Here is a 22601-nt window from a genome sequence, read left to right on the forward strand (position 1 = left end):
GACAACCACCACCAACAGGAGTATCCGATGAGCGTTCCGCACTACCCCCTCCAGATCAACGGCGACATCGTCGAGACCGACGAGACTCTCGAGGTGCGCAGTCCCGCGACGGGCGAGCTCGTGGCCACCGTGGCCAAGGGTGGCGCTGCCGAGATCGACGCGGCGGTCGCCGCGGCGAAGGCCGCCCACAAGAGCGGTGTCTGGCGTAACACGCCGCCGGCCGAGCGTGCCGCGATCATCAACACGGTCGCCGCAAGCTTGGCCGGTCGCATCGAGGAGCTGGCCGCCCTGCAGAGCAGAGAGAACGGCGCGACCATCCGCGTCACCGGCGCGCTGCACGTCGGCCTCTCGATCGCCAACATGCAGTCCGTCGCCGCCCAGACCCTCGAGTACGAGTTCGAGAAGGCCGGACCGGAGATCGGCCCGGTCCCGGCTGAGGGCATCCTCCGCCGCGAGCCGCTCGGTGTCGTGGGCGCGATCGTGCCCTGGAACATCCCGCTGCTGACGATCGTCTGGAAGGTCACCCCAGCGCTGGCCGCCGGCAACACCGTGGTCCTCAAACCGGACGAGCACGCGCCGTTGCTCGCGCTCGAGCTCATGAAGGAGTTCGAGGCCGCAGGCCTGCCGAAGGGTGTCCTCACGGTGGTGGTCGGTGACGGCCACGACGCCGGCGCCCGCCTCAGCCAGCACCCCGACGTCCGCAAGGTCGGCTTCACCGGCTCCACCGAGGTCGGCAAGAGCATCCTCGGCGCCTCCGTCGACAACATGAAGCGGGTCACCCTCGAGCTCGGTGGCAAGGGCCCGAACATCCTGCTCGACGACGCCGACCTCGATGTCGCCATCGACGGCGCCATCTACGCCTGCATGGCGAACAACGGCGAGGCCTGCGAGGCCGGCACCCGACTGCTCGTCCCGAGCGAGCGCAAGGACGAGATCGTCGAGCGGCTGGTCGCCCGGGTGGCCACGATGAAGATCGGCGACCCGCTCGAGCTCGCCACCGACATCGGTCCGCTGATCACCGCCGAGCAGCGCGACCGGGTGCTGGCCCACATCGCCAAGGCCCAGACGCAGGGCGCCAAGGTCGCCATCGGCGGGTCCGCCCCGGCCGGCGACGAGTTCGCCAACGGCTACTTCGTCGAGCCGACCATCCTCACCGACGTCACTCCCGAGATGACGGTCGCCTGCGAGGAGGTCTTCGGACCGGTCCTCAGTGTTCTCAGCTACGAGACCGTCGAGGAGGCCGTGGCGATCGCCAACGACACCGAGTACGGCCTGTCCGCGGGTGTCTGGGGCACCGACGAGGCGCGCGTCCTCGACGTTGCCCGCCAGCTGGAGGCCGGCATGGTCTACGTCAACGACTGGCACGTCCTCCACCCGGCGTACCCCTTCGGCGGCTACAAGCAGAGCGGCCTCGGTCGCGAGGGTGGCCCCAACGCCCTGGACCAGTACACGGAGCAGAAGTACATCTCCGTCGACCGCTCGGGCGGCGTCGAGAACAAGGCGTACGGCCTCGTCCTCGGCACCCCCGCCTGACCGCGCAACCCTGACCGAGGAGCAGTCATGCGCCAGCACGTGTCAGCGAGCAGCAAAGACCTCGTCGAGGCGGCTTGCCGTGAGCTGCTTCTCGGTCGGGGGGTCGTCGTCTTCGATGACGAGGACCGCGAGAACGAGGGCGACCTGATCTTCGCCGCCGAGCACATGACGGCGGAGTCGATGGCCTTCGTGATCCGTCACACCAGTGGCCTGGTGTGCGTCGGTATGGCCGGCAGCCGGCTCGATCAGCTCGGCCTGCCGGCCATGGTCGAGGCCGCGAGCGACCCACGCGGGACCGCGTTCACGGTCTCCGTGGACCTTGCGAACCCGGCCTCGACGGGCATCTCCGCCCTGGACCGGGCGGCCACCGCGCGCGCCCTTGCCGACTCCCGGTTCGGGGGCGATCTGTTCACCAGGCCGGGACATGTGTTCCCGCTTCGGGCGCGTCCCGGGGGAGTCCTCCAGCGGGCAGGGCACACGGAGGCCGCGGTCGACCTGTGCCGGCTCGCAGACCTGCAGCCGGCCGGAGTCCTCGCCGAGATCACCAACGACGACGGCACCATGGCGCGGATGCCGGACCTGGTGCGCTTCGCGGGCGACCACGGCCTGGTGCTTCTCTCGGTCGCCGACGTCGTGCGGGTTCGCATGTCGACCCAGCACGGCGAGTTCCACGCCGTGACCAACCGCTCAGGATCCCGACTCGACCTTGACCTCGGCGCCAACTGCGCGCCGGAACGGAGAGCATCATGACCAGCACCGTGACCCCACCGACGAACGTCGATCAGAAGTTCCGTGCGGCCATGTCGGCCTTTCCCAGCGGCGTCACCATGATGACGACGGCCGGCCCGGACGGCGAGCCGCGCGGATTCGCGGCGAGCTCGTTCTGCTCCGTCTCGCTCGACCCGCCCTTGGTGCTGGTCTGCCTCGCCAAGACCGCGCAGTGCCACGACGCCTTCATCGACAACGACCAGTGGTCGATCCAGGTCGCGGGTGCTGCCCACGTCGACCTCGTAACCCGGTTCGCGACCAAGGGGGTGGACAAGTTCGCCGGCGGCGAGTTCGTGCCCGACCACCGCGGTGTTCCAGTCCTGGTCGATGCGGCCGTGCTCATCGAGTGCGAGGCACACCAGCGGTACGACGGAGGCGACCACACCATCCTCGTCGCCAAGGTGCTCGACATCGATGTGGACGACCGGCCGGCCCTCCTCTACTTCCAGCGTGAGTTCCGGCACCTGGACCACTTTCCGATGCAGGGGGCCTTCTGATGGCCCTCGACACCCAGCCGCCACCGGCGGCTGAGCAACCACAGCGGCCGCTGACGCCTTCCGGCCGGATGATGCACCGAGCCCCGGCGGGCGTGCAACGCATCCTCGTCGACATGGGCGAGGCGGGCAGGCTGCTCGGCTATCTCGTGAAGACCGCGGTCAAGGAGCCCCGGGGCTACTGGACCGCGACCCGCGACGAGATGTTCTACATGCTGCAGTTCTGCTGGCTCCCGGTCACGCTGGCCGTGGGCGGATTCTCGTTCCTGATCGCCAACTACGCCTACGACCTGGTCGGCCTCCTCGGCGCCGGCAACCGGCTCGGGACCTACTTCGTCTTCGCCAGCCTCCGTGAGATCTCGCCCTTCGCGACCGGCATGGCCGTCGCGGGCGTCATGGGCACTGCGATGACGGCCGACCTCGGCGCCCGGAAGATCCGCGAAGAGCTCGACGCCTTCACCGTCCTCGGCATCGACGCCATCCGCACCCTGGTGCTGCCGCGCGTCATCGCGATCACCGTGATGATGGTCGCCTTCAACATCGTCGGCAGCCTCCTCGGCATGAGCATGGCGATGATCTCCGCGACCTGGCTCGGCACCACGTCTCCCGGCGCCTTCCTGGGCAACCTGCTGGGCTCCATGACGGTGCCCGAGCTCGTCGGCACCACGGTCAAGTGCACGCTGATCGGCCTCTTCATCGGCGTGGTCTCCGCGCAGAAGGGGCTCAACGCCAAGGGTGGGGCCGAGGGCGTCGGCCGAGCGGTCAACGAGGCGGTCGTCCTCTCGTTCGCCGCCGTCTGGGTCGCCAACTTCATCGTCAACGCCACCATGCTCGGGCTCAACCCCGAGATGCTGATCAGCAGGTAGGGGAAGAACATGACCACGACGCACGTCACGAACCCCACCACCGATGAGGACGGGGGCCCAGAGCCCAGCGTCAACAGCTCGGGTGGCATGGGTGGCTACAGCGACGGAAGCTCGCTGATCGCCGATCTCGGTGGCATCGCGCTGTTCGGCATCCAGATCGTCAAGTCGATGCCGGACGTCCGGCACTACGGCACGGAGGTGCTGCGTCAGGCCGGGATCATCATCCTCAAGAGCACGTTCATCATCTGGTTCATGATGTGCATGCTCGCCGCGGAGATCGCCCTGGAGGCGCACTACCTGCTCGCCCAGCTCGGCGCTGGCGGCTACACGGCCGTGTTCAGCTCCACGGCTGACTACACCGTTGCGCCGGAGATGTGGGGCTGGATCCTGTCGGCGAAGGTCGCCTGCGGCTTGGTTGCGGAGCTCGGTTCCATGCGCATCAGCGAGGAGATCGATGCTCTCGACGTGATGGGCATCGACTCCCGCGCGTATCTCGTCAACACGCGCGTGCTGGCGATGGTGATCGTCACGCCCTTCATGTTCGTGGCCGGCACCGGGCTGATGTACATCCTCGGCTACTACATGAACGTCTACCTGTTCCACAGCGTCTCGGCCGGTGGCTACCTCTCGGTGTTCTGGTCGTTCACCGCACAACAGGACCTCATCCTCTCACTCATCCAGGCAACCATCATGGGCCTCCTCATCGTCCTCGTCGGCTGCTACTACGGCTTCAATGCCAGCGGCGGACCGGTCGGCGTAGGCAAGGCGACGGCCAAGTCGATGGTGATCAACCTCGTCATCGTCAGCGCGCTCGGCGCGGTGTTCCAACAGCTCTTCTTCGGCGCCTTGACGCGAGCGCCGATCAGCTTCTGACGGCACGTCCGGTTCGGACCCCACCGAAAGGAAACCCGCATGTCCTCCCATCTCGCCAGTCTCAACGACGAAGATCGCTCGTACGAGGAGATCTACTCCCAGGGCGTCATCGTCGACCACGACCCCAGCCTGGACCACAGCGTCCGGATCAAGGAGGTCAAGAAGTCGTTCGGCTCCTTCGACGTCCTCACCGGGCTCAACCTGAACTTCGTCGACGACGCGATCACCACGGTTCTGGGTCCCTCGGGCACGGGCAAGAGCGTGCTGCTCAAGCACATCGTCGGACTGCTCGAGCCCGACTCCGGGGTGGTGGAGGTGCTCGGGCAGGACATGTGGAGCATCAACGCGAAGGAGCGGCAGGAGATCCGCAAGCGGATGGGAATCCTGTTCCAGGACGGCGCGCTCTTCGGCTCCATGAACATCTACGACAACGTCGCGTTCCCACTGCGCAAGCACACCACCAAGCGCGAGTCGGAGATCCGCAAGATCGTGATGGGTCACCTGGACGAGGTGGGACTCGCCCGGGCAGTCACGAAGTTCCCCGGCGAGGTGTCTGGCGGAATGAAGAAGCGTGCCGGCTTCGCACGCGCCCTGGTCCTCAACCCGAGTGTCGTGATGTTCGACGAGCCCGACTCCGGCCTCGACCCGGTGCGCACCAGCCTGCTCAACGACCTGATCCTCAAGATGCACGCCGAGCACGGTGGAACCTACGTGCTCGTGACCCACGACATCCGGACCGCCCGCAAGGTCAGTGACTACGTGGGCGTGGTCTGGCAAGGAAAGCTCATTCACTACGGCGAGACGGAGGAGGCCTTCAACTCGGACATGCCCTTCGTGCGGCAGTTCCTGTCCGGAGACTCCGTCGGCCCCCTCGGAATGGACTGAACGACGATGCGACGAATGCGATGGCTGGCCCTGGCAGGTGTCGGGGCAGTCTTGATGGGCGGCCTGGCCACGATGGGTGGGGACGACTACGAGGTCGACCTGGTGATGCCCTCGGCGGCTCAGCTGTCCGAGCGGAGCTCGGTGTGGATCAACGGGCATGACGCCGGGAAGATCACCGCGCTGGACGTCAAGAACGGGAAGGCGATCGTCACGGTGTCCGTCGACGAGGACTTCGCGCCGCTCCATGACGGGAGCACCACTCGGGTCGAGTGGGTCTCGGCGGTGGGCGAGCGAGTCCTGACGATCTATCCCGGACCGACGAAGAATGCCGCGCTCCCGGAAGGAGCTCTCGTCGAGGGCACCTCGCGACAGGTCGAGGTCGACCAGGTGCTGCAGGCGCTCGACGAACCGACCAGGAAGCGCCTCACGACGCTCATCGGTCAGCTCAACGACACCGCGGGCGGTCGAGAGGACGAGACGCGCGACACGATCCGGGGCGCCTCGGCAGCCGTCGGCGCGCTCGGGGAGGTGCTCCAGGCAGTCGGCCAGGACGGCCCCGCCATCCGGGCCCTCGTCACACAGCTCAGCGAGCTCACCGGCGCGGCCGCCTCACGCAAGGACGGCATCGCGAACACGGTGCAGCAGCTCAACGAGATCTCCGAGGCGACCGCGCGCGAGGAGAAGGAGCTCAACGAGACCCTGGGGCGCCTTCCACGAGTCCTCCAGACTGCGCAGGGCACCCTCCGCAAGGTGCCCGGCGCGACCGAGCCGACCGTGGACCTGCTCGAGGACCTGCGTCCCTCCACGCAGCTGCTTCCGAGCGTCAGCGCAAACCTGGCACCGACGCTGGTCGACCTGCGGCCGACGGTGGCCGAGCTGCGCCCGTTGCTCTCGGATGCAGACGAGCTTCTCGCGCAGACCCCAGGGTTGCTCGATACGAGTCACCAGGTCGTGCCCACCCTCAACAACTTCGTGGACGACGTCGGACCTGCGATCGCGTTCCTGCGTCCTTACACCCCAGAAGGCGTCGGTGGCGTCGGCAACTGGGGCCAGGCATTCGCCCCGTACGACGGGGCGGGGCACACCTGGGCAGGCCTGCTCGGCCCAGGCACCAACTTGGTCAACGAGAGCCCCGTGCCCTTGCCGACGGCCCGCCAGAACCCCGCCCCGCCGCCGGGGCAGCCCGAGGGCCAGCCCTGGACCGACGCGAATGGGAGTGAGATCAAATGACGAAGAAGACCTTGATCGCCGTGATCACGGCGCTGGGCCTGGTTGCCGTTCTCGGGTTCGTACTGATGGGCCGAGGCGGAAATGATGACCAGGCCGAGCTGGTCGCCGTGTTCGACGATGCCAGTCCGCTTGTGCCGGGCAACGTCGTCAAGGCCTCCGGCGTGGACGTCGGAAAGATCACCGATGTCGAGCTCCGCGACGGGAAGGCTCAGGTCAAGATGCGCATCGACCGCAGCGTCCTGCCGCTCCACGAGGACGCCAAGGCGACCATCACCACCCAGGACCTGCTTGGAGAGCGGTTCATCCGGCTCCACCGAGGCAGCCCGGACGCACCGTTGATGTCGGCGATGACGATCCCCACGAAGAACACGGACCGGGTGGTCGATCTCCAGGATGTGCTCAACGCCGTGGACACGCCTACATCGGTGGCCCTCTCGGCGCTGCTCACCGAAACGGGCGAAGGTCTGCAGGGTCGTGGGAAGCAGGCAGACGAGGCGCTTGCGGCCCTCGCCCCCGCGATGAAGCAGACGAGCGACCTGGCGGAGATCCTCGAGGACCAGAATGAGCTGCTGACCCGACTGGTGGACAACACCCAGCCGGTCGCGTCCTCCGTGGCTGCCGACGAAGGCCGTCAGCTGGACCAGCTCGTCGACTCGGCCACCCAGTCCCTCGAGATCGTCGCCTCGGAACGGGCCGCCCTCCAGGCTGCGCTGGCCCGGTTGCCGCAGACCTTGCGCAGCGCCCGAGCGGCCCTCGCCGAGCTCGCCGGCACAGCCGAGCCGACACGTCGCACCCTGAAGTCCCTGCGGCCGATCACCGACGACCTCGATGACGTCAGCGGCGAGCTGCAGAAGTTCGCCGACGCAGCAGACCCGGCGCTCGGATCGCTTCCGCCCGTGCTGGAGCGCGCCGACCAGCTGCTTGCCGAGGCGGCACCCGTCGTGTCCGCACTGCGCCCCGCCGGCAAGGACCTCGTCCCGACCTCACGATCGGGAGCCCAGCTCATGGGCACCGCGCTGAGCGGTAAGAGCCTGACCGACCTCATGGAGTTTGCCGAGGGCTGGTCGCTGGCAACGAGCGACTACGACGCGATCAGTCACTACTTCAAGGCGATGGTGCCGCTCTCGCCCAACTCGATCGGTGACACGGCTGCGGGGATCGCGCCGGTCGTCCCCGATGACACCGCGCACGGCCTGCCGGTGCCGACGGCGCCGGAGATCGAGCAGAAACAGCGCGAGGGCGCGGCCGAGGACGATGCGATCGGCGGGCTGCTCGGCGGTGCCGCAACCGATGACGACAGTGCCACCGGCCTCTCCTCGAAACAGGAGAGCAGCCTCGTGGAGCAGTTCCTGGGAGGTCTGCAGTGAGCATCAAGGTGACTCCGGAGTTCCGGACGCGTGCCCTCGCCTTCAAGGCCGGACTGATTGTCCTGGTCGTGCTGGCCGGCATCCTGTTCGTGACGTTCAAGGCTCAGACCGGGATGCCATTCGCCAAGACCACCGAGGTCCAGGCACTGGTCTCCAACGTGCACTCGCTTCGTGCCAATGACGCTGTGCGTCAGTTCAGCAAGCGGATCGGCCGGGTGAGCTCGATCGACTACCAGGACGGCGCCGCCCTGGTGACCATGGAACTCGACGGCGACGTCGACGTATACCGCGACGCCCACGTCGAGCTGTGGGACCTGTCCGCGCTGGCCACCAAGTTCGTCGCGCTCGATCCGGGCACGCCCGAGGCGGGAGAGATCGGTGACGAGCCGATCCCGGCCAGCCAGACGGATGACTCCGCAGACGTCTATCAGCTGCTCGATGTGCTCGATCCGAAGACGCGGAGCGCGGCGACCTCGACCCTGCGCGCGCTCGGCGGCGGAGTCGCCGGGCATGCCAAAAACATCCAGCATCTCCTCGCGGCTGCCCCCGATCTCCTGGGCGACCTCGGCGCCGTATCTGCCGCCCTCGCTGCCCCCGAGACAGATCTGGTCGGGCTCCTGGACAACGTGGAAACCGTCTCCGGTCGGCTTCGTGGCCGGGAGTCGGAGATGCGCCAGCTGATGGACCGCAGCCAGGAGACACTCGCCGCCGTGAGCGTCGACTCGGGAGAGCCGCTCCGCCGCACGGTGGACCAGCTGCCGCAGACGCTCGAGCACACCGAGCGTGCGATGAGCAGCCTCCAGGCCCCGCTGGCGGACACGGGGCACGCGATGAGGTCCCTGCGTCCCGGAGCCGACGCACTAGGCCGCTCGGAGGGCGACCTCCGCGGCTTCCTGCGCGAGTCGGTGCCCGTTGCGAAGAAGGTCCCTCCGGTCGCGAAAGCGGCGATCCCGGCGGTCGAGGACCTCACCCAGACGGTCGCGGACGCGCGCCCGCTGGCCCCGATGGTGCGCCAGGCCTTGGCCGACCTCAAGGTGCCGCTGGGTGTGCTTGCCCCGTACGCCCCCGAGATGGCCACGCTGTTCCTCCGTGGCCGGAGCTTCGTCTCACAAGGACCGCAGCCCGGTGTCCGCTACGCACGGCTCGGACTGACGCCAGGGGTCAACACCGTCACCGGCGGACTGATCGCGTCCGGCGACGCCAGCCTGCCGCAGAACATGTACCCGCGCCCGGGCGAGGCGCAGAACGACCGTGCCGAAGGCCTCACGCCTCCCGGCCTGCCCTTGGGAGTGAACTGATGACAACGTCTCGTCCGAAGTTGGTCCTGTCATCGCCGAAGACCGTCGGCGTGATCGTCATGGCGGTGCTCCTGGCCTTCTCGCTGTTCGCCTTCAACCGGGCGAAGGTGCAGACGACGCTCGCCTCGGGGGAGCCGCTCAGCGCGGAGTTCCGGCAGGACTACAAGCTGGTTCCGCATGAGAGTGTGGTCAAGCTCGCCGGCGTCGAGGTCGGCAAGGTGACCGGCGTCGAGCAGGCCGACGGCAATGCCGCGAAGGTCGTCATGAAGCTCGACGACGGCACCCTCGACAAGCTGGGCACGCAGCCGAAGGCCAACATCCGGCCCACGCTGGTGCTCGGCGGCAAGTACTACGTCGAGCTGGTCCAGGGTGGCAAGGACGGAGCTGCCGCGGAAGGCGCCACCATCCCGGCTAAGCGGACCACCGTCCCCGTCGAGCTCGACAAGGTCCTCTCGGCCGTGACTCCGGAGGCCACTGAGTCGGTGCGAGGCACGGTCGGCAGCCTGGAGAAGACCCTCGACCGCGGCGGCCAACGCGAGGTCGGGGAGCTGCTCGACAGCGCTCCTGCCGCCTTGGAGCCCACCTCCCAGGTTCTCGGAGCGCTGCGAGGCAACCAGCCCTCAACGGATCTGACGCGTCTGGTCACTGGGCTCAACGCCACCGCGACGGAGTTGACCCGCGAGCGAGGTCAGCTCGTCACGATCATCGACGACCTCTCGGTGACGACAACTGCGCTTGCAGACCACCGCAAGGCGATCTCCGGCACCCTGGACCAGGCGCCTGAGACGCTACGCGTGACCGAGACCGGCCTTGCCGATCTCGACGGGACGCTCGACCGGTTGCGGACCACGGCAGAGGACTTCAGGCCCGCCGCGCGCGAGCTCGAGCCGACCCTCCGCGAGCTGGACGGTGTGCTGGTCACGGCTCGGCCGGTGATCGCGGACGCGCGCGTCGTGGCCCACGACGCTCGCCCCCTCGTCGAGGACCTGCGGCCCGGAGTCAGTCGCGCCACCTCCGTCCTCGAAGACATCGAGGGACCGGTGGTCGAGCGTCTCGACGGGCCGCTGAAGAAGGCAGTCCTGTCTCCATGGCACGGGACCGGCGTCTACGAGGGGGGTGGCAACGACCACCCGCTCTACAAGGAGGTCGGCTACCTCCTCTCCGACACCGCCGACGTGTTCAAGTACCACGACAAGAACGGTGCTCACGGTCGCCTGATGGCCGGCGTCGGACTGAGCACTCCTGGCGGCATCATCGGCCACTCGATCGAGCAGTATCTCGAGCTGCTGGGGTACCAGCTCCCCGCCGGCCCGCAGGAGGGCGCCAACCAGGGAGAGCCGGCGCCTCCGCTCGGTTCCTCGCCGTCACACAGCGACGGTGCCTTGGGGTCAGCGCCCGAAGGCCCGTCCGAACTGACCCTTCCACTGGTTCCCAGGAGTGAGCGATGAACGAGCAAGGCAGGCTGGCCGCGTACTGGGAGCGGATCAAGACCGTTCCCGGCCTCGGCCGAGACGTGACGGCCCTGGCTGTCCTGATGGTGCTGGGCGTGGTGGCAGCCGCGATCATCAAGTCGTATCTGGGCGGCACCACGCCGTGGAGCGACAGCACGCTCGTCAAGGCCGAGTTCGCCGAGGTCCCTGGGCTGAACCCGAGCGCTCAGACCTCCGTCACCATGGCGGGCGTGCGGGTCGGCAAGGTGACCACAGCGAAGGCCAGCGACGACGGATCTGCCGTGGTCACGATGAAGCTGGAGGGCGAGTACGACGTCTACCGTGACGCCCGTGCTGTGCTGCGGCCCAACAACCCGCTCAACGAGATGCAGGTCGAGATCAACCCGGGTTCGCCCTCGGCCGGCAGGCTCCAGGACGGCGAGGCCATCCCGGTCAGCCAGACCGCGCGTCCGGTGCAGGCCGACGAGATCCTCGAGCACCTCGACGAGCGGTCGCAGCTGGCGCTGACCGATCTGCTGGTGGAATCCGATGTGGCGCTGGCCCGGGCGCCCCAGAACCTGCCGCAGGGCCTCGGCGCCACCAACGACACCCTTCAGGCCGTGCAGCCGGTCGCCGAGGCGCTGCGGACCCGCCGGGAGAAGATCGCGGCGTTGGTCAGCGCGCTCTCGGACATCTCCGCGGCGGTCGGCCGCAACGATGAGCGGATCGGACGCCTCGCCGACGCGACGCAGGCGACGCTCGCGGTGCTCGCTGACAGCGATCAAGCCCTGCGGGCGAGCCTCAAGGAGTTGCCGGGCCTCACAGGCGACCTCCGCGCGGCGTTGAACAGCACCCAGGCTCTGACGGAGGAGCTCGACCCGACGCTCGACAACCTGCGCAGCGCTTCCGACACGCTTCCGGGCTCGCTGAAGCGCTTCCGATCGACGGTGGGGAACCTCGGCAAGACGCTCGACGCCGCCAAGCCGGTGCTCGACAAGGCACGTCCGGTCGTGGCCGATCTGCGGCCGCTGGTGGCAGATGTGACCACGTCGCTGCACGACATCGAGAAGATCACCTCGCCGCTGCCCGACGATACGCGCACGGTCATGAACTACCTGACCGCGCTGAAGGCATTCGTCTACAACACCTCCTCGGTCTTCGGCGCAGGCGATGCCAACGGCGGTCTCATCCGTGGCCACCTGATCGTGCCGCTGCCGGGTGCCGGCGTACTGCCCAATTCACCTGACCAGGGAAGAGGAGAAGGATGATGAAGACGCTCCTGCTTCAGCGCACGGGCCGCATGGTGACGCTCGCGGTGTTCTTCGGAGTCTGCGCGATCATCATGTTCATCCTGTACAGCGGTACAGGTGCCAAGCGTCCGGTCCTCGACAGTGAGGAGTACACCGCCACGGTCGTGATCCCTGACGTCGACAACCTCGTCCAGGCCTCACAGGTGCAGGTCGCCGGTGTGAAGGTCGGCCAGGTGCGTTCGGTGGAGGTGAGCGACAAGGGGGCCGAGGTCGTCTTCGCGCTCGACGACGAGTACGCCCCCTTGCACGAGGGAGCCGAGCTCCGGGTCGCCGAACGCTCGCTCGTGGGCGAGTCCTACCTCGCCCTGACCCCCGGCAAGGGCACCGAGATCCCGTCCGGCGCCGAGCTCCCCGCCGGCATGGTGAGGCCCAGCGTGCAGCTGCGTGACGTCCTCGCCAGCCTGGACGAGGAATCGCGCGGCGACATGAGGGAGCTGCTCCGCTCGCTGGGCGCTGGAACGTCCGGCGCGGAGGGTGACCTCGACACGCTGATGACCGGACTGGGCGATCTCGGCCGTGAGGGCCACACCGCTCTGGACGCGATCGCTGCCCAGTCCGAGGACCTCGACAAGCTCGCGCGGCAGACATCGCAGGTGTTGCAGGCACTCGACACCGGCGAGGGCCAGGTCGCCGACCTCGTCGACAACGCCAACCAGGTCACGGGTGCGACTGCGGGTCAGCGCGGGGCGATCGAGGCCACCCTCCGCGAGGCGCCGGAGACGCTAGCTGCCACGCAGACCGCGAGCGACTCGCTCGTGAGCCTGTCGGTCGCGCTCGGTCCGGTCGCGAAGGACCTGCGTGCCGCAGGACCAGGCCTCACCACAGCACTGGGCGAGCTCCCCGCCACCACCAAGGACCTGCGCGGGATGCTGGAACCCCTTTCGGGCGTCCTCGACCAGGCGCCCGCGACGCTCGACCGGGTGCCCACGTTCTCCAACGACGTCCGGGCGACCATCCCGACCGCACAGGCGACGCTGGCGGACGTCAACCCGATGCTCTCCTACATCAAGCCCTACGGACCGGAGCTGGCCGCGTACTTCGCCAACTTCAACGCGGTGCTCAACTATCGCGACGAGAACGGTTCCTACTACCTGCGGCTGACCCCGCTGGTGAACACCCACTCGCCGCAGCTGCCGCTCTCGACCAACAACCTGCTGGGCAACTACACCAACGCCTACCCGGCGCCGGGCTCCGGCGCGAGGCCCGGGCCCTTCAAGGGTGATTACCCGCGCGTCGAGAGGCAGGTTCGGTAACCATGGGGAAGGTGCGGCTCCTGGGCGGGGGCATCCTGATGGCCGTCGTGGTAGCGGTGGTGGTGGCGGGCCTCGCCCAGGTCCGCACCGACACGACCACGCAGTCGCTGCTGCCTGTGGAAGACCCGGGTCTGGAGGCTTCCCTGGAGGCTGCCCGCTCGTTCGGTGGCGACCCCGTCGTCATCCTGGCCGAGACCGACGAACCGCGGTCGTTGCTGCAGGGCGACCAGATCGAGCGCCTCGTCGGCCTCGAGGGCCGATTGGCGCAACTTCCCGACGTGGCCGTCGTCTACGGCCCCGGCACGGTGCTCAACCAGGTGGCGGGCCAAGCGCAGAACATGATGGCCGCGATCTCCGGCAGGCGGAACGCGCTGCGCGCGGGTGCCGAGCAGCGCGCCGAGAAGGCTGGGCTGTCGCCCGCGAAGGTCAAGCAGGCCGGGGAGCAGGCCATCAAGGCGTACGACGTTCGCTACGGCAGCCTTCTGGTCAAGGCCCTTCCGGCGGGGCTGCCGACCCTTCGCAACCCACGGTTCGTCCAGGCAGTCGTGTTCGACGAGGACGGTCGTTCACGGCAGCAGTGGCGGTTCGTCGTGCCCAGCGCGGACGCCGTCGCGATCATCGTCCGCCCCCGCGAAAGCCTGGACCAGGCCGCGACCGAGCGCCTCGTCGAAGAGGTCGAAGAGTCGGTCGACAAGGCCGGGCTCGAGACGAGTCGGGTGACCGTGACCGGCATGCCGGTTGTCGCGGCAGGACTCGGCGACGTGCTGACGCGGGAGATACCGCTGCTCGGAGGCATCGGCCTGGTCCTGATCCTCGCCTGCTACCTGCTCCTGCCGTGGCTGTCGCCTCGACGTGCGCGACTTCTGCCCCTGGTAGCTACCACAGCGGCGGTTGCCGGCGTCCTGGCTGCCTTCGGCTGGCTCGACCACCCACTGTCCCTCGGTGTCGTGGCGTTCCTGCCGATCGTGCTGGGCACAGGCAGCGACTTCCCCGCATACTTGGTCCGAGGGGCCAACCGCCGTCAGGTGGTGGTCACTGCTCTGGCGGCCTCCGCGGGGTTCGGCGCCCTGGCCGTCTCCTCTGTGCCCTTCGTCCGCGACCTCGGCCTCGCGCTGGCCTCGGGGGTCGTGGCAGCCACAGGTGTCGGCCTGATCCTGGCCCGCAGGGCCAAACCTCTGTCTCCGGACGACGCCCCGTCGCCGGGGGGCGATGCTGGCGAACCCGTCAGGAAACCCTCCGGTCGCAACGGCTTTGCGACCAGGGTCGGGATCGTCGGTGCAGCCATCGCGTGTGCCCTCGGAGGCTGGATCGCGCTGCCCGGTCTCGACGTGGAGTCGCAGCCCGACCAGTTGGCTGCGGGCCTTCCCGCGCTCGAGGACGTACGCCATGCCGAGGAGCTCGTGGGGTCGGCCGGCGAGGTGCAGGTGCTGGTCCGGGGCAGTGACGTGACGTCCCCGGAGTCGCTGGCATGGATGCGGGAGGTGCAGGAGGTGGTCGTACGCCGGTTCAGTGACAGGCTGCACCCGATCGTGAGCCTCCCGAGCCTGCTGAGCTTCCTGGGTGACGATCCGACCCCCGCGCAGATCCGGGCGGGGCTCGAGCAGCTGCCGCCGTACCTGCGTGGTTCGGTGATGCGCAGCGACGGCCAGCAGGCGGTGCTCAGCTTCGGGATCGAGCTGGAGGACGTCGAGGCCCAACGTACGCTGCTCGCCGACCTCCGCTCGGCCATCCCCGACCCTCCTTCGGGAGTCGAGGCAGACCTCGCGGGACTGCCCGTGGTGACGTCCCGCAGCTACGAGCTGGTGTCCGGGAACCGTTACCTCGACGCGCTGGCGGGGATCGCCGCTGCCGGGCTCGTCCTCCTGGTGGGGCTGCGGCGGCGTTCCGACGCTCTCCGCGCGGTGGTAGCCGCCGGTCTCGCCACGGGCTGGGGCTTTGCTGGTGCATGGCTGCTGGGCGTCCCACTGACTCCGCTCACCGTGGCGCTCGGGTCCTTGGCCACGGCCACGGCGTGCGAGTTCACCATTCTCCTCGGCGCCGCGAAGGCGTCGCGCACTGTCCTGCTCGGGCGGTCCGTCATGGTGGCAGCGGTCGCGGCCGCCTGCGGATACCTCGCGCTGGCGTTCTCGGGACTTGCGGTCATCCGTGACTTCGGTCTGTTCCTCGCAGCGACCGTTGCCCTGTCCTTCGTCGCGGCCCACGTCGTCCGAATGCTCCCCTCAGCCCCGGGGCCGGAGCAGAGCCCGCCCGCCAACGAACCCACGAAATCCCCTGAAGAGGTGCTCGTATGAAACTGCCCGTATTCCTCACCCAGCGGCCACTCGGCACCAAGACCGTCGGAGTCGTACTCGTCCTGGCCGTGCTGGTCGCGGGAGCCGTTCTCGGCGTGCGCGAGCTCCGCGACCTCCCGGACGACGCGGCCTTCGAGTACGACGGCACCGTCGTCACCAAGGATGACCTCGATGAGCGTGTGGAGGTGCTCGGGGCGCTCTACGGCATCAAGGAACCCGGTAAGAAGGACGGCCGAGCTGCCTTCCGGCGCGACACCGCCAAGGCAGTCGCGGTCAGCATGGTGCTCGACGACGCGGCGCGTGACAAGGGCGTCGCGGTCTCTGACAAGCGTGCCCGCGACACCCTCGACCAGATGGTGGCGTCGCAGCTGGGCGCGGATCCGCGTGAGGCGTTCACCGAGCTGCTCGCGGACTTCGGGGTGACCGAGGCGGCGGTGCTCGACGAGGTGAAGCGCCAGCAGGCCGTCGCGCTGCTGTTCGAGAAGATCACCAAGGATGCGGCCGCGGACGTGACGGCCGCCGACGCCCGCGACTACTACGAGGCACACCCGGACCGGTTCATGACCCCCGAAGGCAGGGAGTTGCGCAACATCGTGGTCCGGACCGACAAGGACGCGCAGGCGGTGGTGCAGCGGGCTCGGAAGGGCGAGGACTTCGCGGCCTTGGCCCGTGCCAACAGCCTGGACGACGCCACCAGGGACCAGGGTGGAGCACTGGGCGTGGTCCCCGCGAGCTCGCTGGCCGGAGACTACGCGAAGGCGGCCTTCGGAGCCCGGAGCGGAGCGGTCTTCGGTCCGGTACGTACGCAGTTCGGGTGGAATGTCGGCCAGGTCGTCCGCATCGTGCCCGGCAAGGAGCCGACGTTCGACCAGGTCGAGGACCAAGCCCTCGATGTCGTGCGGTCCGAGCGCGCCCTCGAGACCTGGCGCGACTGGCTCGAGGGCCGCATCAAGAAGGCCGACGTCGAGTACGCCGACTCCTACCGCCCCGAGGACCCGAACGAGCCACCGGCAGTGGCCACGGAGCAGCCATGAGCACGACGCTCGTGAGTGGAGCCATCGCCCTGATCTCCCTCGCGCTCGGGCTGTGGGGATCCAACAACCCGGCCCGCCTGGTCCCCCCAGGACTCTCAGAGGAGCGCCGTGCGCGCGATGAGCGCCGGATCCGCCGGGGTGCGAGGTCGATGCTGGTGATGGCTGGGGTGTTCGCGGTCCTCGCTGTCGTCCCTCTGGCGGCACGCTGATGGCGACGACCGTCGACGTGGTGGACGACGGCTGCGTGCGGACCCTCGTGATGAACGGGCCGATGTCCCTCAACTCACTGGCAGAGTCGACGGCTAACGCACTGCACGACCAGATCCAGATGGCGGAGCGCGACGAGAACATCCATGCCGTCGTCCTGACCGGGGCGGGGGAGCACTTCTCCGCGGGAGGCGACGCGGAAGGGGTGCTGAGCGCCCACGGGCCGTCGGACGACGACGCGATCCTGCGGTTCATGCGGGCGTACCAGCGCGCGGCCAGGGCCGTGTGGGAGAGCCCGCTGCCGATCATCGCTGCGGTGTCTGGAGTTGCCTACGGTGGTGCATTCAACCTCGCTATCGCGTGTGACCTCGTCGTCTGTTCCAGGAGCGCCCGGTTCTGCCAGGTGTTCCTGCGGCGAGGGCTGGTGCCGGACTTCGGTGGGGCGTTCATACTTCCTCGCATCGTCGGGATGCAGCGCGCCAAGGAGCTGATGCTGCTGGCGGACGAGATCGACGCGGTCGCGGCGTACGACCTGGGGTTCGTCAACGTCGTCGTCGACACACCCGACCAGGCGCGAAGTCACGCCCAAGGGCTGGCGCACCGGGTCTCCGCCGAGTCGCGGTTGGCGGTTTCCCTGACGAAGAAGCTCCTTCACCAGAGCGCCAGCGGGTCGTTCCCGTCCGCGCTGGAGCTCGAGGCCTTGAGTCAGACGTTGGTGCTCGGCTCCGACAAGGCACGGTCGGCGTTCGAGGCCTTTCGGGAGCGCTGAGGGTGAGTCACAGCGTGACGTCGAGGATCCGCCGGCACATGATTTGCAGGTCCTGCTCGACCGAGGGGCGCCTGCGCAGGTGATCCGTACGAGTGACGTCGTTGACCACCGTGAGGACCGCGTGCACAAGGAAGCGGGCGCGTCGCTCGTCGATATGGGGCCGGGTCTCGCGGACCAGTCGGATCCACTCCGCCACGTAGTCGTGCTGCGAGCGGCGCACCTGACGGCGGTGTTCCTCGGGCAGGTTGGTGACCTCTGCGACCAGGATGCCGACGAGGTCGTGGTGGACGAGAGCGAACTCGATGTAGGCGTCGAGCAGGTTCGTGATGCCCTCCGCGCTGTCACGGGCCCGTCCGAGCGCCCGTGAAGCGCCGAGCTGGAGCGGTTCGGACGCACGTGCGATCACCGCGGAGAGCAGGTCTGACTTCTTGGCGAAGTACTTGTAGACCGCCGCACCGCTGATGCCCACGCTCTCTCCGACGTCCTCCATGGAGACGGCCTGGTAGCCGAACTGGTGGATGAGCGGGGTCGCCGCCGCCAGGATGGCCTCTCGCCGGCCATGCGGGCGCAGCCCGACGACTGTCGGGACGGGCGGCGGCTCCGCGCCATCCTCGCTCCCGGTGAGGCTCGTGGTGCATACGACGAGCGCCATGCGCTCGAGCATGTCGATGATGTCGTCCGGCTCCAGCTCCGTGCTGTGATAGGACGGACTGGTCAGCACGGCCAGGGCCGCCCAGGTGAGCAGGTCAGCCTGACCGGCGGACAGGTCGGGCCGGGCAGACCTGAGCTGTCGTGAGAACTCGTCGATGAAGGTGAAGAACCTGGCCCGCATGGCAGTACGGGCCTCGTCATCGAGGAAGCGCGCCTCGCGGTTCCACAGGACACCCATGTAGCGCCGCTCTCCAGCTGTGGTCGCAATGCCCGTGATGACCTCACCCAGGTCCTCGGGCGAGCCCTCGAGGACGAATCGCGTCGCCTGGTCGAACCCGTCGGTCAGCGCGTGGCTCAGCAGGTCCTGCTTGCCCTTGAAGTGTCGGTAGAGGGCGCCTGCGGTGATGCCGACCTCCGCCGCGATCTGGCTGGTGCTCACATTGTGAAACCCATGTCGGTAGAAGAGATGGCCTGCCACCTCGACGATCCGTTGCTTGCGGTCCCGCGGCCGAGGAGTGCTCTTCAGTGGTGCACGTCGCAACTGCTCCGTCATTGCCTTCTCCCTGAGTGTCGATGGGGCGTCTCAGAGGAGACGGATCGACGATATCTTCCAAGTCCCGTCGATGTGCTGCAGGTCAAGGGCGAACTGGGCCGGACCGACGGCCGACTGGCCGGAGGGGGTCGAGGCTGCTTGGTCCGCGAAGACCAGGAGCTTGGCACGTTCGTCTCTCAGCCACACGACTCCGACGTCGCGCACGGTGGTGGTGAGGGTGAGGCGCCGGGCCCCCGCGGCACGTAGATGTGATCCGTACAGCCGGTCGTACTGACCGACCGCGTCGCCCACGAGGGCCTCTTGTGCTCGTCGCCGGGTGGCGGCGACCTTTCCAGGTCGGATCGTGAAGACCTCGGCTGCCGTCGTTCTCCCGATCTCGAGGACCTCATCGGTGGCCGTACTGGAGACGAAGGCGACGTCGTGACCTGATGCCGGGGTGGAGCTGCCGGACTCGGTGGCCAAAGCGATGGCGACGCCGATGACGACGACCATCGTCAGCATCAGGACGGCGTGGGCGCGTCGTGGCCGAGGGACCGTGATCCTCATGTGCTGCTCACTGTCTCGAGATAGGTGATACGCCACGCCGAGTCGATGTGCTGCATCAGCATGCGGAGGCGTCGGACGGCGACGGTGGGCTTTCCATGGCGCGGCGTGGTGCGGACCTCGATGACGCTCAACACGGTCGCCCGGCCTGCGCTCGGGTCGAGAGCCGAGACGGCTGTCTCGAGGACCTTCGTGGCCGTCGCGGTGCCCTTGCGACGAATGTCTGCCGCGATCTGCGCGGGATGCCGCGCCAAGTCACGATGAAGCGCACCGCTCGACACCTCGAGCCAGTCGCCTACGGTCTGCTTGCTCTTCTGGGGATCAACCGTGTTGAGGGCGATGGCTGCCTCGGCGGCGGCCTCGATCGCGAGATCGCGGGCGCGAACGGCGTCGCTGTCGGCCTCGGTCATGCCGCTGCTGCTCCATGGGGACCATGCGAGCAGCCCGAGCACGACTGCGGTCGCGACGACCGCTGCCGTGACGGTCCTTCGGGCGAGGCCGAGCGTGCGCGGGTCGAAGTCGAGCCGCGGCGGATCGTCGGCTGGGTCGACCTGCTCCGCTGGCGGTGTCTCTCTCATGCCCGTCACCAGTCCTCCTCAAGTCGTCCGCGCGTGCGTGCGTCCAGCGTGTCAATCCGTTAAGTAAACCACGCATCACGTTCCGTAACCACGGCGTGACCCTTGCGGAGCGCCGATGACGTGGCTGGAATCGAGAGTTTCCTCCAGTTGAAGCATTCGAGGGCTTGACGAAACAATGTGGCGGACATCACTATGGGCTGCGAAGTAAATAGAGCGCAAGTTCCATCGACGTTGGGATGGAGATTCAAAGATGACTTCTGTGCGCTGCCCTGGCGCGAGTTCCGACCATTTGGGGGACGAGCTGGAAGAGCAACGGCGCGAGATCGCCGAGCGGCTCAGGTCGCTGACTGCTGCTGCCGCGCTTTCTGCCTCGACTCCGGGCTTGGAGGCGCTGTCGGGCCCTGGTCTGCTGGGGCTCGATGGTTCTGTGCTCCAGCGACAGTCCAGTCTCTTCGCGGCCACCGAGGCCGCGTCTGCCGTCGTCGGTGAGCGCATTCGGCCGGCGCCGCTCTTGGCCGCCAGGCGGGTGAGCCTTGCTCTGGAACGCCTCCAGGCGGGGACCGAGCTGGACGACGTCCTGCGCGCCGTCCCCTCCGAGCTCTGCTGGGCCGGTGACTTCGACCGCGTGCTCTTCTCACGTGTGGAGAGTTCCTCGTGGTCGCCGCAGGCGTGGTTCACGGCCCATCCCGAGTCTGCCGTGGACGTGGCGTTCGGCAAGCTGGTCCGTGGTGCGACCTTCCCACTTGCCAGCGGGTCGATCGAGGCTGAGATCGTTCGCCGCCGTGTCACGGCCCTCGTGACGGATGCCGCCAGCGAGACGAGGACGTTCCCGCCACTCATCACGGTCGCCCACTGTGACTCATACGTGATCGCGCCGGTCGTCTCTGGGGGAGCGGTGGTCGGCTTGCTTCACGCGGATACCGGGGCCACTGGCCCCCCCCTTGTGGAGGCGGACCGGGTGACCATGCGTGCGTTCGGTGACGGTGTCGGGTTGATCCTGGACTGTCTTGCGCTGCTCGGGGCGCTCGACGAGCAGCGCCGGCAGATCTCGGCCGCACTTGCCCGGGCCGGCCAGGCGGTGGGAGATCTGTGCGACGCTCCGCTCATCCTTGCGAGTGAGGCGACCGCGACCATGCCGCCACCGCGCCAGCCGGCTGTCCGCGGGGCGATGAGCGGGCTCACGGCTCGCGAGCAGGACGTGTTCGCGTTGCTGGTCTCCGGAGCAACGAACCCTGAGATCGCCGATCGGCTGACGGTGTCGGAGACGACCGTGAAGTCGCACGTCAAACACATTCTGCGCAAGCTGCGGGTCAGCAACCGCGCGGAGGCGATCGCGAAGTATGTCCGCGGTGGCGGCCTCAACGGAGTTGCGTCATGAGCGAGCGCAAGCGAGCGACCGCGGGCCTCAGGCCGCCGGGTCCGTATTCTTCGCCCTTTCGTACGGAGGCGGTGGCATGAGTGTCGTCGCCCCCGCGAAGAGCGCCGTCTTCGCCTCCAGCGGACGGAGCGGGCGCCCACGGCTGAGCGGCTATCACCGAGCTCGTGCCAACGATCTGCGGAAGCTGGTGGCGGAGGCCCTCCGAGTCGAGCCCGACGTCCTCGTGGTCGGTGATCCTGGTGTCGACTACTCACCGGATCGGCTCACTGTGCTCGCACGGCTGTGCGTGGAGGAGGCCCAGGTCGAGGAGTCGGGGGACGAGAACCGAGCCCGCGATCTGTTCGGGCTCGCCCTGGAGATGCAGGTCCTGGCACTTGATCTGCACGAGGAGAACCTGGTCCAGTGCAACCGGCGCCTGGCGGACTGTGCCGAGGGCCTTGCCCGGCTGAGGGGCCTTCCCACAGCACAAGACCTCGTGGCCGTGGTGTGCGAGGAGCTGGCTACGCGCTGCGGGTTCGGTCGGGCCACCATCTCCAGCGTGGAGAACAACGCGTGGAAGCCGCGCAAGGCGTTCTTCGCCGAGGCCGACGCGGCGTGGTTCGAGGAGTGGGTGGGCCAAACGATCCCGCTTCACGGTCACACCCCTGAGGCCCGGCTGCTCACCGAACGGCGACCAGCCCTCGTCGTGGATACGGCCAGCACCCAGGTCCACGAGGACATCATCGTGGAGGCGGGCCAGTCCCGGTCCTACGTCGTGGCTCCCGTCTGCTCGCGCGGAACCGTCGTGGCCTTTATCCACTGCGACCACTTCCCGACCGCGCGGGCGTCGGACGAGGTGGACCGCGACCTCGTCTGGGCGTTCGCCGACGGCTTCGGCCGCCTCCATGAGCGGCTCGTACTCATGGAGCGGTTCCATGCGCAGCGCGCACAGGTCGGCACGATCCTGGATGCCGCGCTGCGCACCCTGCCGGAGTCCTTGGGTGTCGTCCCGCGCACCGGCTCGCTCGGCGCGGGCAACCACTTGGAGCTCCTGTCGGAGCTGACCGCTCGTGAGTCCGAAGTCCTGCAGCTCATGGTCGCGGGAGCGCCCAACCGAGTGATCGCCGAGCGCCTGGTCATTGCGGAGGACACCGTCAAGTCGCACGTCAAACAGATCCTCCGCAAGCTCGGCGTGGCCAACAGGGCACAGGCGATCGCCCGCGCTGCGGGCACCGCTCCTGCCTGAGATGGATTGCCCCTGCGGGGGGTGGAGTAACCCCCCGCAGAGTGATGTGACGGGTGCCACATCCT

At 68.3% G+C, this 22601-nt stretch carries 21 protein-coding genes; 18 read left to right on the top strand and 3 right to left on the bottom strand.

What is annotated here, in order from left to right:
• The first annotated feature begins 27 nt into the window (after positions 1-27).
• The 16 genes from ACW14X_RS24785 to ACW14X_RS24860 are packed head-to-tail and all read left to right on the top strand — an operon-like array spanning position 28 to position 17608.
• Positions 28-1533, top strand: a complete 1506-nt coding sequence (locus ACW14X_RS24785; protein ID WP_008357917.1) for an aldehyde dehydrogenase family protein — start codon at positions 28-30, stop codon at positions 1531-1533.
• A 27-nt stretch (positions 1534-1560) separates the two neighbouring features.
• Positions 1561-2283 carry a 3,4-dihydroxy-2-butanone-4-phosphate synthase gene (gene ribB / locus ACW14X_RS24790; RefSeq protein WP_008357914.1) on the top strand — a complete coding sequence of 241 codons (723 nt, stop codon included), beginning with the start codon at positions 1561-1563 and terminating at the stop codon, positions 2281-2283.
• Positions 2280-2798 (top strand): flavin reductase family protein, encoded by a 519-nt coding sequence (locus ACW14X_RS24795; protein ID WP_008357912.1) that lies wholly within the window; start codon positions 2280-2282, stop codon positions 2796-2798. The genes ribB and ACW14X_RS24795 overlap by 4 nt, the downstream gene beginning before the upstream one ends.
• Entirely contained in the window at positions 2798-3661 is an 864-nt protein-coding gene (locus tag ACW14X_RS24800) for an MlaE family ABC transporter permease (protein ID WP_457163676.1), read from the top strand. The genes ACW14X_RS24795 and ACW14X_RS24800 overlap by 1 nt, the downstream gene beginning before the upstream one ends.
• Positions 3662-3670: 9 nt before the next feature.
• Positions 3671-4534, top strand: coding sequence for an ABC transporter permease (locus ACW14X_RS24805; RefSeq protein WP_008357908.1), 864 nt, complete (start codon positions 3671-3673; stop codon positions 4532-4534).
• A 39-nt stretch (positions 4535-4573) separates the two neighbouring features.
• Positions 4574-5419: an ABC transporter ATP-binding protein gene (locus tag ACW14X_RS24810; RefSeq protein ID WP_008357906.1), complete on the top strand. Its 846-nt coding sequence runs from the start codon at positions 4574-4576 to the stop codon at positions 5417-5419.
• Positions 5420-5434: 15 nt separating this feature from the next.
• A complete protein-coding gene (locus ACW14X_RS24815; RefSeq protein ID WP_457163677.1) occupies positions 5435-6649 on the top strand; it encodes an MlaD family protein in 1215 nt (404 codons plus the stop codon).
• Entirely contained in the window at positions 6646-8016 is a 1371-nt protein-coding gene (locus ACW14X_RS24820; protein WP_457163678.1) for an MlaD family protein, read from the top strand. Before ACW14X_RS24815 ends, ACW14X_RS24820 begins: the two co-directional genes overlap by 4 nt.
• Entirely contained in the window at positions 8013-9314 is a 1302-nt protein-coding gene (locus tag ACW14X_RS24825; RefSeq protein ID WP_457163679.1) for an MlaD family protein, read from the top strand. Before ACW14X_RS24820 ends, ACW14X_RS24825 begins: the two co-directional genes overlap by 4 nt.
• Positions 9314-10762 carry an MlaD family protein gene (locus tag ACW14X_RS24830; protein WP_179658610.1) on the top strand — a complete coding sequence of 483 codons (1449 nt, stop codon included), beginning with the start codon at positions 9314-9316 and terminating at the stop codon, positions 10760-10762. Before ACW14X_RS24825 ends, ACW14X_RS24830 begins: the two co-directional genes overlap by 1 nt.
• Positions 10759-12012: an MlaD family protein gene (locus tag ACW14X_RS24835; RefSeq protein ID WP_457163680.1), complete on the top strand. Its 1254-nt coding sequence runs from the start codon at positions 10759-10761 to the stop codon at positions 12010-12012. The genes ACW14X_RS24830 and ACW14X_RS24835 overlap by 4 nt, the downstream gene beginning before the upstream one ends.
• Entirely contained in the window at positions 12012-13307 is a 1296-nt protein-coding gene (locus ACW14X_RS24840) for an MlaD family protein (RefSeq protein WP_457163681.1), read from the top strand. Before ACW14X_RS24835 ends, ACW14X_RS24840 begins: the two co-directional genes overlap by 1 nt.
• 2 nt (positions 13308-13309) lie before the next feature.
• Positions 13310-15598, top strand: a complete 2289-nt coding sequence (locus tag ACW14X_RS24845; RefSeq protein WP_457163682.1) for an RND transporter — start codon at positions 13310-13312, stop codon at positions 15596-15598.
• Entirely contained in the window at positions 15595-16632 is a 1038-nt protein-coding gene (locus tag ACW14X_RS24850; RefSeq protein ID WP_457163683.1) for a peptidylprolyl isomerase, read from the top strand. The genes ACW14X_RS24845 and ACW14X_RS24850 overlap by 4 nt, the downstream gene beginning before the upstream one ends.
• Positions 16629-16841, top strand: a complete 213-nt coding sequence (locus ACW14X_RS24855; protein WP_008357891.1) for a hypothetical protein — start codon at positions 16629-16631, stop codon at positions 16839-16841. Before ACW14X_RS24850 ends, ACW14X_RS24855 begins: the two co-directional genes overlap by 4 nt.
• A complete protein-coding gene (locus tag ACW14X_RS24860) occupies positions 16841-17608 on the top strand; it encodes an enoyl-CoA hydratase/isomerase family protein (protein ID WP_378901356.1) in 768 nt (255 codons plus the stop codon). Before ACW14X_RS24855 ends, ACW14X_RS24860 begins: the two co-directional genes overlap by 1 nt.
• Positions 17609-17615: 7 nt before the next feature.
• Here the strand turns inward: ACW14X_RS24860 and ACW14X_RS24865 are convergent, their stop codons facing one another.
• Genes ACW14X_RS24865 through ACW14X_RS24875 form a run of 3 tightly spaced genes read right to left on the bottom strand, consistent with a single transcriptional unit; the run spans position 17616 to position 19933 of the window.
• Positions 17616-18812 carry a TetR/AcrR family transcriptional regulator gene (locus ACW14X_RS24865; protein WP_457163684.1) on the bottom strand — a complete coding sequence of 399 codons (1197 nt, stop codon included), beginning with the start codon at positions 18810-18812 and terminating at the stop codon, positions 17616-17618.
• A 30-nt stretch (positions 18813-18842) separates the two neighbouring features.
• Positions 18843-19358 (bottom strand): hypothetical protein, encoded by a 516-nt coding sequence (locus tag ACW14X_RS24870; RefSeq protein WP_457163685.1) that lies wholly within the window; start codon positions 19356-19358, stop codon positions 18843-18845.
• Positions 19355-19933: a hypothetical protein gene (locus ACW14X_RS24875; protein ID WP_457163686.1), complete on the bottom strand. Its 579-nt coding sequence runs from the start codon at positions 19931-19933 to the stop codon at positions 19355-19357. Before ACW14X_RS24875 ends, ACW14X_RS24870 begins: the two co-directional genes overlap by 4 nt.
• Positions 19934-20183: 250 nt before the next feature.
• On the opposite strand from ACW14X_RS24875, the gene ACW14X_RS24880 reads away from it, so the two are divergent.
• Positions 20184-21311: a LuxR C-terminal-related transcriptional regulator gene (locus tag ACW14X_RS24880; protein WP_457163687.1), complete on the top strand. Its 1128-nt coding sequence runs from the start codon at positions 20184-20186 to the stop codon at positions 21309-21311.
• 76 nt (positions 21312-21387) lie between these two features.
• Complete coding sequence (locus ACW14X_RS24885) at positions 21388-22536, top strand: response regulator transcription factor (RefSeq protein ID WP_457163688.1); 1149 nt, start codon at positions 21388-21390, stop codon at positions 22534-22536.
• Positions 22537-22601: the final 65 nt, after the last annotated feature.

This window comes from Nocardioides sp. YJ-D4, from assembly GCF_054031495.1.